Here is a 12,536-nt window from a genome sequence, read left to right as displayed (position 1 = left end):
GCGTGGACCTCGAAGCGGCCCGCCATCGCCCGCATCTCGTGCGGGTCGGTCATAAAACGTGTTGCCATGTCGGCTGTCTCCTATCTTGAAGCTTCAGTTCGCCGAAGTCTTAACAGTTGTAATTGATGCGGTGGTGGCCGCGTTGCAAATAGACTACGGCCTGCCGGTTAATTGCTCGCCTCAAATGGGTGACATGTACCCCCTTTTTCCCATATCAGCGGACCCTCTCAGACGACAACCTGTTTGGGCATGACGATCGGCTTGAAGCCGTACCGAGGCCCGGCGCCGTAGGCGCCGGCACCCTTTGCTGCCGCCGCCATTCCGGGCATGCCGGGCATCGCGGTGACCGGCTCGGCGGAGGCGGCCTCGGACGCGACGGTCCAACCCGACCCCTCGAGCGGGGCCGTCGCCGAAACCAGTTGCGTCGCCGGGGCGGCCGCAGACCAACCGGGCGGTACCGACAGGCGGCCGACCATGGAGGCTTCCCCGACGGCCGCCGATGTCGCGGCGCCCAGGCCGCCCGCCGGCCTCACCGAGTTGACGATGGTGCCTTCGGTGATGCCGGCAACACCATCGGGCGCCACGTCGCCGACGGCGATGGCCGGCACGGCGCCCAGGGTGTGGCCCAGCGACACCGCGGTCGGGATGGTGATCATGGTGAACCAGGCCGCGGTGTTGACCGCGCCGTTGATGCCGTTCAGGACGGCCGGCGTGCCGAGGAAGTTGTCGATGGAACTCAGGAGCCCATCGGTCGTGAAGGGCAGTGTCGGGGCTGCCAAGGTCGCCGCGCTCGAGACGGGCGCGGCGAGCGCCTGCGCCGTGCCGCCGGTCGCACCCCCGGCGAGGGCGGCGTTATCAACGGCCGCGGCGGCCGCCGGGTCGGTGGTCGATGTCAGCGGTGTCACCGGGGTCAGCACCCCGGCCGCCGCCGAAGCGGCCTGATACGCGGCCATCGCGGCGGCGTCCTGGGCCCAGTACTCGGCGTACAGGGTGTCCAGCGCCACGATCGCCGGCGTGTTCTGGCCCAGCACATTGGACGCGACGAGCGCCGCCTGCGTCGCCCTGTTCGTGGCGATCACCGGCGGCGGCACCACCGCCGCGAACACCGCCTCGAAGGCGGCCGCCGACGCGGTGGCCTGCGCACTCGCCTGCTCGAGCGTCGACGCCGTCTCGGTCAGATAGGTGACGATCGGCTGGGCCGCCGCGGCCGCCGCCGCCGACCCGCCGCCCGTCCACTGCTCGCTGGTCAGCAACGCGATGATCGACTCCCACTGGGTGGCCGTCGTGCTCACCTCGGCGGCCAGGTTGGCGTACGACGTCGCGGCCGCCATCAGGGGCGCGGCGCCCGCACCGGAGTAGATGAGCGAGGAAGTGATCTCCGGGGGTATTGCCGCAAAACTTAGAACCATTTTTGTCCCGCTCCTTAGTTTGTCTGTTCGAATGCGACGTCTGGGTGACCGCTGCTTAGACGGCCGTCGGTTTCGGCATGACGATCGGCTTCACGCCGTAACGCGGCGCACCGAACCCGGCGCTGCTGCGCGCCGCCGAGGCCATTCCCGGCATGCCGGGGACGACCGTGCCCGCGCCGGCCTGCGGCGCGGCGGCGGTCCAGCCCGCCGTTTGGATCGCGCTGACCGGCGCGGCCACCGGCGCCGACGCGCCGGCCCAGCTCGGCGGCACCGCGAGATTGCTGACCATGGTCGCCGAGCCCATCGAGGCCACCGGCATCGCGCTCATGCCGGCCGAGCCGCCGCCGGCAGCGACGGTGGTGGCGCCGAGCCCGGGCGAGGCGGCGACATCCGAGGCCAAACCGGCGCCCGCGGCGTCAGCGGACGTGTCGAGCAGACCACCACCGGCGAGCCCGACCAGGTTGGACGCGGCCGAGGCCCAGTTGCCGACACCGATGTTCAAGATGTTGGCGCCGTTACTCGAGAGGCCGAAGATGCCGCCGAGCATGTTCGGGTTGGTGCCGTTGCCGGTGCTACCGAGGAGCCAGGACAGGTAGTCGAGGGGAGTGTTCGACGGAGTGGACGCGGCGGCAGCGAGGGGAGACGCCGCATTCGACAACACCGCCTGGCTCGCGTTGACGGCCTCGGTGTCGCCGTAGGCGTTGGAGCTGACGCCCAGGGTGCTCGCGTACTGCTCCAGCTGCGCCTGCGCCTGGGCGGCGATCGCCTGATACTGAGTGCCGTAGGTCGAGAAGATTGCCGCCTGCTGGGCAGAGACCGGATCGGCGGCCGCGGGAGCGATCACGGTGGTCGCCGACGCGGCGCCCGCGTTCTGCGCTGCCAGGTTGGTGTTGATTCCGCTGAGCAGCTGCTCCGCGGCTAACATCTCTTCGGTTTGTGTTGTCAGAAATGACATCCGTTGCTCCTAGTGTTGGAACGGACCGACCCCCTGCGGCGAGCCGGCCTGTGTGTTCACGCCACGTCCCCTGTGCGTTTGGGAAAGGCTAGCTATCCACCGACTCCACGTTCCCGCCGAAAAGGCACACGTGACAGCCGTTTACGGCTTCTTAACGCCGAGTGTCGTAGTTTTAACAAGCTCCTGTCAGGCGATACCGTGACGTCATCTGAAGTCGAGTGGCGCAGAAGGAAATCGCGCGTGGCGCGCGGATACTAGTCGACACCCGTTCGTGTCGCACGTTAGACATTTGGCTAATTGCTCGCTGGTGGCTGCGCCGGCGGACTGCCAGTCGCGCTCAGGGCCCCCGACCGGCGATGGCGGGACGGAGTCAAATTCCTAAGTGCCGGTTGACGTTCGACAGTGGCCGGAAGATGCGGGCGCGTTTAATCGACCCGGGCTGCGGTTGCGGCGACGCCTACGTGGGGCCGGTGTCGCGCAAACTGGGCTGAGCTTCCGGCGGCTGCCCGAGTAGCGTGTCGCGAGGCCTCCTGTGACGCAGATCACCACGTGGCTGTCGCGGACCGCCGGTATTTGCTGCCGGCCATTAGGTGGCGTTGCGCCCAGTGTCGAGTAGCAAACCCGCGATCGGCTGGCCGGGTTAGGGGATTTTGCTCCGGAATTCCGGGCAGTAAGGGGTCGTCGCAGCATCCCGACGGTGTTGCCACTGCCGCCTTCGACGGTTTCTATAGTTTGCTGCGGTTCTGCGGGCAGTACGCCGCAACCGCCGCGCCCACGATGATGTTGGAGCCGCCGTTGCTCAACCCGAGCGACTTCTTCACATCGGCGATGGTCTGGGCGGCTGTGTCCCCGCCATCGAAGTCCGTACACACGGCATGCCCGACATTGATCATCGATTGGTCGGCGCCGTCCGCCCAGCTGAGGCCGCGCAAATGCAGCGTTTGCAGGTACTGGTCGTCCGCGGGGTCGGCACCCGCGATCGGCGCGGCGACGATGCCGAGGACGCCTGCCACTGCGATAGCGACCGGCGCGGCCAACCGTGCCGTGATTTTCATTCGTCGACTCCTCCGCGCCATACCTGCGTGCAGGAAACGAATCCTAATTGCGTCCGGCAAATCTGTCTCTACGAGTTAACCAGGGGTTTCTCGTCGCCCGGATATCGGCGAAGGCTTGTAAGTTGGTCGCACCCACCAACACAAGGCACGCCGCGAAGGAGCCAACGCCGAAGTGACCGAGGATCCGCGCGGTGACGGTGTCTCCCGCCAATACGATCGGTGGGAATATCCGCCCCCGGTGGCCGACCTCGCGGCCTGGAGCGAAAACCATTGGGATTGGTTCGATCCGTTCTGGGCCCACCGGGTGTTGTGGCCGGACCGGGAGTACAAGCCGGACCTCGACATCCTGATCGCGGGTTGTGGCACCTTTCAGGCCGCCCTGTACGCCTTCAAGAACCGCGGCGCCAAGGTGGTGGGGATCGACGTCAGCGGCAGTGCCCTGAATCACCAGAGGCGGCTGAAGGATAAGCACGGGCTACAGAATTTGGAGCTGCACCTGCTGCCGATCGAAGAGGTGTCGGCGCTCGGGCGCGACTTCGACCTCATCGTCTCCAGCGGCGTCCTGCACCACATGGCCGATCCGCTGGCCGGGCTGACGGCGCTGGGCCAGTGCCTGCGCAGCGACGGAGTCCTTGCGGTCATGCTCTATGCGAAGTACGGCCGGATCGGCGTCGAAATGCTCGAGTCGGTGTTTCGCGACCTTCGGCTGTCGCAGGACGAGGCCTCGGTCCAGTTGGTAAAAGAGGCGATCGCGGTGCTACCGGCCGACCATCCGGTGCGCAGCTATCTGAAAGCCGCGCGAGACCTCGTCTCCGACGGTGCCCTGGTCGACACGTTCCTGCACAGTCGTGCGCGAAGCTACACCGTTGCGGAATGCCTGGACCTGGTCGCCGCGGCCGGACTCGCATTCCAGGGATGGTTTCACAAGACGCCCTACTACTCGCACGACATGCTCGCGCCGGTGAGCGGGTTCCAATCGGCGTTGAACCAATTGCCCGACGCCGAACTGTGGTCGGTGATGGAACGTCTGCAGCCGGCCAACGCCACCCACTTCTTTCTGGCCTGCCGCCCGGAACGTCCCAAGGACCAGTACACGGTCGATTTCGCGTCACCGGCTTCGTTCGATTACGTACCGCTGCTGCGCACGGCATGCTTGTTGTCCGGCGACGAAATCCATTGGCCGGGCGGCAAGCAGAAGCTCAACCCGGCCCAGCTGCCCTTCGTCCAGCAGGTCGACGGCCGCCGCACGATCGCGGAGATCATCGAATGTGTGGCATGCGCCGGTGACGTCCCCGACGAACACAGGGCCCTGCTGCAAGATTTCGGGCACAAGCTATTCAGGGGCCTGTGGCGGCTGGACTTTTTGGCCATGGCGCTCAAAGGCCCTACCGGATAGCCGGCCCATCGTCGGCTACATTCGCGACCGGGCCCCCATAGCCCAATTGGCAGAGGCAGCGGACTTAAAATCCGCCCAGTGTCGGTTCGAGTCCGACTGGGGGCACGGTCTGCGTGCTGGGAGCGGTGTTCACCACTCGCCGGCGAGCGCGGCCACGTTCTCCTGTGGGAACGGTCGATGCCCGGCAAGTGCTTCATAGCCCACGACGCCGACCGCATACACACGCAGGCGCGCCGGCGAGTCGCTCAGGACTCAGATAGGCAATGGTGCCGAGGATGTTTCCGGTCAGGGTGTCGGTGGCCACCACGACCCAGCCTGCCGCGCACCTCATAGCGGCCGGCGAGCAACACGCGGGTGTCCATTCGCCCTGCTAACTCCGTGCCCCTGCGGTCGCAATCGTGCCGTCGGTCACCCGGACGGCGACGGCTCAGAACCCGCACGCGTCCGACTGGGCGAGAGCAAGCGCACAGGCGTGCGCGTCCCGCGGACGCGCAGGTTTGGTATGAAGCCGAATCGGGGTAGGCGTAACGCGCAAGCGCATGCCCGTGGCGGTCTGATCGGGAAGAGCACTCGGGCGCTTACGAATCCAATACACACTCCACATATGTGGGAAGTCGCCTTATGAATGCTCCGTCCCTAAGCCAAGACCTCTACGGATTCGCCATCGAGCTGCGCCGCCTGGCCTACAGCATGCCCGGCGGGCACGAAGACCCATTGGTCCGCCTGAGCGAGCGAATGATCCACTACGCCGAAGAAGAAGCCGGCAACCGGTAACCGGTCGCCGGACGGGGTGCTGGGCGTCTCGCTGTACGCGAAGTACGGCCGGATCGGTCGACTCCGCCGGGCTGGCTCAACCCGGCCCAGCTGCCCTTCGTCCAGTTCGTCGACGGCCGCGGCGCCATCGGGGAGATCATTGACGGCGTGGCGCAGCGCGGCGACGTCAGGCCAGAGGACAAGCAGCGCGCAGGACTTCGGGCTGACGCTGTTCCGGTCGCTGGAGCGCCTGGACTTTCTGGCGATGGCGCTGAACACCGCGCCATCGGCTCAGTGCCCAGAATCGGTTGCGCTGTAACATGATCGCCGTCCGGCCACCGCCGTCGTGCGCGCGGACCAACAGTTTGGGCCTGCCGCCGACGGGGCCGCAAACCGTCATCCATACACTGACCCAGCATGGGCATGCTGTTCGGCCTCGCGCCGTGGATCGTGTATTGGGTACTCGTCGGTAATGTTCCGTTCGCCGCGGCCGTGCTGGTCGCGTTGGCGATCGCCGCCGCCAGCCTGGGCCTGGGCGGCGCGGTGGGCAGGAAGTGGCAGTTCTTCGATTTTGCTTCCGTCGCAGTGCTTTTGATTCTCGCCGCGTTGGCCTTCACGCTCGGCGATTCGTTCCTCGAGCGGTGGATACTGCCGCTGAGCAACGCCGGGATCTTCCTGGTGACGCTGATCGGGATGCTGGTCGGCAGGCCCTTCGTTGCCGAGTTCGCAGCGGCGGAACAAGCCGCCGACGTCGTCAAAACCGAGCTGTTCGGCCGGATCGTCAAGATCCTGAGCTGGCTGTGGGTCGCGACGTTCGCCGCGATGACGGTGTCCTCGGTGATCCCGTCGATCGTGCAAGGTCCCGCCGGGCCCGCGGGGACCACCGCCGCCTTGATGCTGGACACGAAGACGCCACTGTCGTTCCTCTGCTACTGGATCGTTCCGTTCGGGCTGCTGGGGCTCGCCGCGGTCGCGTCGCGGCTGCTGCCCGACCGGATGCTGGCCGGCATCGACGACGTCGCGCGGGAAACCTCGTTCGTCGCCTACGACGAAGCCACCATCGACGAGCTCTACTTCTTGGCCCAGGAACACGCCAACCGTGAGGTCGGCCCCGGCAAGGAGGCGTACGCCGTCAAGGTCGGCGGGATGGGAACCCCGTTGACCGGAGACGAGTCCCGCAAGTCGTGGCCCTCGACCTACAAGGTGCGCGACAAGCGGCACTGAACCCGCACCGCGATTGGGCTACGTTGGTTCTCGGCGGAGCGGCCCCGGACCTGCCGCAGCGCTCCGCATCCGGGTGGCGGGGGAATGCCCACCGGAGCGGAGAAAGGGAGTCGTGATGAACGCACCCAGCGCAGACGCCATCCGCGCAGAAACCATCACCATCACCGGCCACGGCGGCGACGAGATCGAGGCCTACCAGGCCGTGCCGCTCGCGCAGGGCTCGCGGGGCGGCGTGGTATGGATCCACCACATGCCCGGGTACGACCGGGAGACCAAGGAGTTCGTCCGCCGGCTCGCCGTCAGCGGCTATAACGCCGTGGCGCCGAACCTCTACTCGCGCGAAGCCCCGGGTGCCGCGCCCGATGATGCGGCCGCCGCGGCCCGCGCCGCCGGCGGGGTGCCCGACGAACGATTGGTCGGCGACGTCGCGGGCGCGGTGGAGCACCTGCGCACGTTGGACGGCGCCAACGGCAAGTTCGGTGTCATCGGGCACTGCTCGGGCGGACGGCACGCCTACCTGGCGGCGTGCTCGCTGCCGTTCGATGCGGCGGTGGACTGCTACGGCGCGTTCATCGTCGAGGACCCGCCCGAGGGCATGCCCAAGGCCATGAAGCCGATCCTGGATCTGGCCGCCAACCTCAGCTGTCCGCTGCTGGGCCTGTTCGGGCTCGACGACCGGTTTCCGGCGCCCGCCGCTGTGGCCACCCTGGACGCCGAGCTCAACAAGCACGACAAGCAGCACGAATTCCACTCCTACGAGGGTGCGGGCCATTCGTTCTTCTCCGTCGACCGGCCGGCGTACCGGCCGGAGGCCGCGGTGGACGGCTGGCGGCGCATCGACGAGTTCTTCGCCACCTACCTGAAGGGCTAGGCATTTCCCATGTGCACCTATCTCACCGAACATGTCGAGATCGACGGCAGCGGCAAGGGCGCGACGGGATGGTTCGGCGCCAACCGCGCGACGGTGTATGTCGACCACCCCGTCCACGCGCCCTACGGCCACACCGTCAACATCGACGTGATCAATCCGCAGCTCGGCCCGTCGGCGCGGGTGGCGCTGGAATTGACCGAGGAAAGCGCGCTGGCGCTGGCCGACGCCATCCGCAAGGCCATCGGTCACGCCCCGGCCGGACTGGCCTCCAAGGATCAGTAGGTCAGCGATGACCGCCGACACCGGTTACCCGCAGATGGCCGCTTCGCGCGGCAGGGTCGAACCCGCCCCGCGGCGGGTCCGTGGTTATCTCGGCGACGCGCTGGTGTTCGACACCACCGCCGCCCGCTACGTGTGGGAAGTTCCGTACTACCCGCAGTACTACATCCCGCTCGACGACGTCCGTTCCGAGTTCCTGCACGACGAAAACCATGCCCAGAAGGTGCAATTCGGAGCGTCGCGGCTGTACTCCCTGGTGGGCGCCGGCCAGAAGTATGAGTCCGCCGCGCGGGTGTTCGACGCCGACGGGGATGGCCCGCTGGCCGGAACGGTGCGGTTCGAGTGGAATCCGTTGCGGTGGTTCGAAGAAGACGAGCCGATCTACGGCCACCCGCGCAATCCGTATTCGCGGGTCGACGCCCTGCGCTCGCACCGCCATGTGCGTGTGGAGCTCGATGGAATTGTCTTGGCCGACACCACAACTCCCGTTTTGCTATTTGAAACTGGTTTGCCGACAAGGTATTACATCGATCCGACCGATATCGCCTTCGAGCATCTGGAAGCCAGCCCCACGCAGACGCTGTGTCCGTACAAGGGGGTTACGTCAGGTTATTGGTCGGTGCGCGTGGGTGACGCCGTGCACGAGGACCTGGCATGGACCTACCACTATCCGCTTCCGGCGGTCGGTCAGATTGCCGGTCTAATCGCTTTCTACAACGAGAAACTCGACATCGCCGTCGACGGGGTCCGGTTGGCGAGGCCGCAAACGCAGTTCAGCTAAGGTAACCCCGGCGCCGGGCGGTGTGATTTATCCCTCGTCGGCCGCGAAACCTGAGATTTCCTTACATCCGTACCCGATAGCGCGCTCACGTGGGCTGTTAGCGGCGCGCGCGAAATCCGCCGGAAGCGGGTTTGCCTGACTTTCGCTACGGGTAAGCGACTGCGATACAGCGGGATTGGAAGTCTGAGCAGAACCTGAGTGCGGACAGTGACGTAGCTAACGTCGAGCATCTCGAACTGCGGTGCGGCGATTTAGGGCCAGTAGACTACCGAAAACCAGTCTCGTCAGCGCCTTTCGGTGCTGAAAGCCGGTGGATCCGGAGGCCAATCGTCGCACACGCACCGGCGGGCTTCGCCACTGCGCCCACAGAGCCGACAAACAGCAAAGGCGGTGCCAGCGTGAACGATGTGAACGGCCCTACGGCCGCACACGACGATCCAGACGCCCGAATCTTCGAGCTTGACACCACCTCGGTGGTGCGAGTCCCGTTGCACAACGGTCCGATCAGCGATATCGACATCAGCCCGGACGGGCGCCGGCTGGTCGCAACGAATTACGGCCGCAACATGATTTCGGTCATCGACGCCAACACGTGCCGTGTCTCGAGCACCGTCCCCGGCCTGGCCGAACCGTTCGCAGTCACCATGAGCAGTGCGGACTCCAACTACGCCTACGTCAGCGTCGCGACCGCCGGCTACGACGCCATCGAAGTAATCGATGTCGTCACGAACTGGCGTATCGCTACACACCGGCTCGCGAACAGCGTCAGCGACCTGACGGTGAGCCCGGACGGCAAATTCCTTTACGCCAGCCGGAACGCGGTTCGCGGCGCCGATGTGACGGTGCTGGACACCACCACCGGCGAACTCGAGGTCATCGACCTGGCGACCGTGCCCGGCACCACCACCGAATGCGTGCGGATCAGCGCCGACGGACGTCGGCTGTATGTCGGCATGAACGCCCCGACCGGCGGCAGTCTGGTCATGATCGATACCCGGACGCGGTCCGATAATCGCCGGGTCGGTGGCCGGTCGCGCATCGTCGGCGTCGTCGACCTCGGGCTGCCCCTGCGCGATGTGGCGTTGAGCGACGACGGCGGCACGGCGTACGTGGCGAGCTGCGATCCGGTCGCCGGCGCGGTGGTCGACGTGGTGGACACCCGGGTCAACAAAATCGTCGGCACCCACAAGATCCCGGAGATCACCGGCCCGCTCACGCGGATGACGCTCAGTCGTGACGGCGCGCGGGCTTACCTGGTCAGCGACGACCGCATCACGGTGCTGAGCACCCACCAGCAGGACGTCGTCGGCGAGGTCAAGGTGTCCAAGCACCCGTCGTGCGTGGCGGAGAGCCCCGACGGCACCCATCTCTACGTCGCCGACTACTCCGGCGTGATCACCGCGGCGCGCATCGCGTCGACCGCGCCATCGCAGACCTCCGGCGGCGCGAGCGACCGGGACCTGTCGTCCGCGGGCTGGCTGCCCGAACTGCCGGAGTGGGAATCGGTCCTGGCCTAGGTCCGCCGGCGCCACGGGGCGCCAAAGCGGCCCCGGCCGAACGGAATCCACGCGATCGACCGTCAGTCTCCTCGGGTGCTGACACTCTCGCGAGTTGAGGCTTAGGGTGGGAGGCGGCCGACGGCACAGGCGGGTGCTGCCCCGAGACTAAGGCGGTAGATCAGTGGACGGCACGATGCAGGACTTCCCGTTGACCATCACCGCGATCATGCGTCACGGCTGCACCGTGCACGGGGAACGCACCGTCACGACCGCCACCGGCGACGGCTACCGGCGCACGACCTACCGGGAGCTGGGCCGGCAGGCCGCGCAACTGGCGAATGGCCTGCGCCGGCTCGGGGTCACCGGTGACCAGCGGGTGGGCACGTTCATGTGGAACAACGCCGAGCACCTCACCGCATACCTCGCCTTGCCGTCGATGGGTGCCGTCCTGCATACCCTCAACATCCGGCTGTTCCCCGAGCAGATCGCCTTCGTCGCCAACGAGGCCGAAGACCAGGTGGTGCTGGTCGACGCCTCACTGGTCAAATTGCTCGCACCCGTGCTGCCCGAGCTCGAAACCGTGCACACCGTGATCGTGGTCGGCGACGACACCGAGCCGCTGCAGGGCGCGGGCAAGACCGTGCTGCGCTACGCCGACGTCCTCGACGGCGAGCCCACCGAGTTCGACTGGCCGCGCATCGACGAGAATTCCGCGGCCGCGATGTGCTACACCAGCGGCACCACCGGCAACCCGAAAGGCGTTGTCTACAGCCACCGTTCGAGCTACCTGCATACGATGGGCGCGTGTACCACCAACGGCATCGGCGTCGGGGCCACCGACAGCGTGCTGCCCATCGTGCCGATGTTCCACGCCAACGCCTGGGGGCTGCCGTACGCGGCGCTGATGGCCGGCGCCGACCTGGTGTTGCCCGATTGCCACCTCGACCCCCGCTCGCTGGTCGCGATGGTCGAGGACCTGAAGCCCACCGTGACCGGCGCGGTGCCGACCATCTGGAACGGCGTCCTGCATCACCTCGAGGACGACCCCGACCACGACATGTCGTCGCTGCGGCTGGTGGTCTGCGGCGGCTCGGCCGTCCCGGTGTCGCTCATGCGCACCTTCGAGGAAAAGCACGACGTACAGATTCGGCAGCTGTGGGGCATGACGGAGACCTCGCCGCTGGCGACCATGGCCTGGCCGCCGCCGGGCACCCCGGAGGACCAGCACTGGGCCTTCCGCGGAACGCAGGGTCAGCCGGTCTGCGGGGTGGAGATGCGCATCGTCGACGACGACGGTCAGGTGCTGCCCAACGACGGCCAGGCCGTCGGCGAGGTCGAGGTCCGCGGACCGTGGATCGCCGGCTCCTATTACCTGGGCCGCGACGAATCGAAGTTCGACTCCGGCTGGCTGCGCACCGGCGATGTAGGCCGCATCGATGAGCGCGGGTTCGTCACCCTGACCGACCGCGCGAAGGACGTCATCAAATCCGGTGGGGAATGGATCTCCTCGGTCGAGTTGGAGAACTTCTTGATCGGGCACCCGGATGTGGTCGAGGCCGCCGTGGTCGGCGTTCCCGACGAGCGCTGGGAGGAACGGCCGCTCGCGGTGATCGTGGCCAAGGAGGGCGCGGCGGTGAGCCCCGAACAGCTGCGAAACTTCCTCGCCGACAAGGTAGTTCGGTGGTGGCTGCCCGAGCGGTGGACCTTCGTCGACGAGATACCGCGCACCAGCGTCGGCAAGTACGACAAGAAGACCATCCGGTCGCGCTACGCCGGGGACGAATACCAGGTGATCGAGGCGCGCTGAGCTGAAAGGCGTTACACCAGTGGCACATTCACTCGTCGTCGATCAATCCGTGATCACCCCGGTCGCCGTCCAGGACGCTTTTCACCGGACAATGCCCATTCCGCTCCCGACGCTTTTTCACCGCTGGTACGGGCCGTTCCCGCCGATCAAGGAAGTGCGCGAGCAGACCGGCGCCTGGGACGCGGCGGGCCAGACCCGCGTCGTGCAGCTGGCCGGTGGGGCCAGCATGCGCGAGGAACTGACCAGCGTCGACCCGCCGCGGTCGTTCGGCTACCGGCTTTCGGAGGTCACCGGTCCGATGGCGCTGCTGGTCGACCACGTCCTCGGCGAATGGATCTTCACCCCGGCCGCCGGCGGCACCGAGATCACCTGGCGCTGGGACATCCGCCCGCGCTCCGCGCTGACGGCCTGGGCCCTGCCGGTGCTGGGCAGGATGTGGAAGGGCTACGCGCGTCGGGCGCTGCAACACCTGTCGGCCGTGCTGACGGGCTGACCCGCGACCGCTAG

General features: G+C 67.0%; 12 protein-coding genes, 1 tRNA gene and 2 pseudogenes. 9 read left to right on the top strand and 6 right to left on the bottom strand.

The window, feature by feature from the left end:
• The 4 genes and pseudogenes from A5732_RS26830 to A5732_RS02625 form a co-directional block, all read right to left on the bottom strand.
• Positions 1-68: pseudogene (locus tag A5732_RS26830) on the bottom strand (WXG100 family type VII secretion target); the annotation flags it as partial.
• 159 nt (positions 69-227) lie between these two features.
• Positions 228-1,409 carry a PPE family protein, SVP subgroup gene (locus A5732_RS02635; RefSeq protein ID WP_076051171.1) on the bottom strand — a complete coding sequence of 394 codons (1,182 nt, stop codon included), beginning with the start codon at positions 1,407-1,409 and terminating at the stop codon, positions 228-230.
• 55 nt (positions 1,410-1,464) lie between these two features.
• Entirely contained in the window at positions 1,465-2,364 is a 900-nt protein-coding gene (locus tag A5732_RS02630) for a PPE family protein, SVP subgroup (RefSeq protein WP_076051170.1), read from the bottom strand.
• A 725-nt stretch (positions 2,365-3,089) separates the two neighbouring features.
• Positions 3,090-3,419, bottom strand: coding sequence for a DUF732 domain-containing protein (locus A5732_RS02625; protein ID WP_076051169.1), 330 nt, complete (start codon positions 3,417-3,419; stop codon positions 3,090-3,092).
• A gap of 172 nt (positions 3,420-3,591) precedes the next feature.
• Between A5732_RS02625 and A5732_RS02620 the strand changes: the two genes are divergently transcribed.
• Positions 3,592-4,815 carry a class I SAM-dependent methyltransferase gene (locus A5732_RS02620; RefSeq protein WP_076100467.1) on the top strand — a complete coding sequence of 408 codons (1,224 nt, stop codon included), beginning with the start codon at positions 3,592-3,594 and terminating at the stop codon, positions 4,813-4,815.
• 31 nt (positions 4,816-4,846) lie between these two features.
• A tRNA-Leu gene (locus A5732_RS02615) sits at positions 4,847-4,920 on the top strand.
• A 36-nt stretch (positions 4,921-4,956) separates the two neighbouring features.
• On the opposite strand, the pseudogene A5732_RS27500 reads toward A5732_RS02615, so the two are convergent.
• Together A5732_RS27500 and A5732_RS02610 are read right to left on the bottom strand one after the other, a co-directional pair.
• Positions 4,957-5,116 (bottom strand): annotated as a pseudogene (locus A5732_RS27500) (serine/threonine protein kinase); the annotation flags it as partial.
• Positions 5,117-5,451: 335 nt separating this feature from the next.
• The gene (locus A5732_RS02610) at positions 5,452-5,847 is read right to left on the bottom strand and encodes a hypothetical protein (RefSeq protein ID WP_076051166.1); all 396 of its coding nucleotides are present in this window, start codon (positions 5,845-5,847) and stop codon (positions 5,452-5,454) included.
• Between the two features lie 138 nt (positions 5,848-5,985).
• Between A5732_RS02610 and A5732_RS02605 the strand changes: the two genes are divergently transcribed.
• The 7 genes from A5732_RS02605 (at position 5,986) to A5732_RS02575 (ending at position 12,522) form a co-directional block, all read left to right on the top strand.
• On the top strand, positions 5,986-6,792 hold the full coding sequence (locus A5732_RS02605; protein WP_076051165.1) for a hypothetical protein: 807 nt from the start codon (positions 5,986-5,988) through the stop codon (positions 6,790-6,792).
• 115 nt (positions 6,793-6,907) lie between these two features.
• Positions 6,908-7,663, top strand: coding sequence for a dienelactone hydrolase family protein (locus A5732_RS02600; RefSeq protein ID WP_065054223.1), 756 nt, complete (start codon positions 6,908-6,910; stop codon positions 7,661-7,663).
• 9 nt (positions 7,664-7,672) lie between these two features.
• Positions 7,673-7,945, top strand: coding sequence for a DUF6295 family protein (locus A5732_RS02595; protein WP_065054221.1), 273 nt, complete (start codon positions 7,673-7,675; stop codon positions 7,943-7,945).
• A gap of 7 nt (positions 7,946-7,952) precedes the next feature.
• A complete protein-coding gene (locus tag A5732_RS02590) occupies positions 7,953-8,723 on the top strand; it encodes a DUF427 domain-containing protein (RefSeq protein WP_076100465.1) in 771 nt (256 codons plus the stop codon).
• Positions 8,724-9,121: 398 nt separating this feature from the next.
• Complete coding sequence (locus A5732_RS02585) at positions 9,122-10,240, top strand: WD40 repeat domain-containing protein (protein WP_076051162.1); 1,119 nt, start codon at positions 9,122-9,124, stop codon at positions 10,238-10,240.
• Between the two features lie 163 nt (positions 10,241-10,403).
• Positions 10,404-12,029 (top strand): long-chain fatty acid--CoA ligase, encoded by a 1,626-nt coding sequence (locus A5732_RS02580; protein WP_064953981.1) that lies wholly within the window; start codon positions 10,404-10,406, stop codon positions 12,027-12,029.
• Positions 12,030-12,048: 19 nt separating this feature from the next.
• Complete coding sequence (locus A5732_RS02575; RefSeq protein ID WP_076100463.1) at positions 12,049-12,522, top strand: SRPBCC family protein; 474 nt, start codon at positions 12,049-12,051, stop codon at positions 12,520-12,522.
• Positions 12,523-12,536: the final 14 nt, after the last annotated feature.

Origin of the sequence: Mycobacterium colombiense (assembly GCF_001953985.1) — a bacterium.
Classification (GTDB): Bacteria; Actinomycetota; Actinomycetes; order Mycobacteriales; family Mycobacteriaceae; genus Mycobacterium; species Mycobacterium colombiense_B.
The sequence above is the reverse complement of the archived record's forward strand: the minus strand, read 5'-3'. Positions and strand labels throughout refer to the sequence as shown.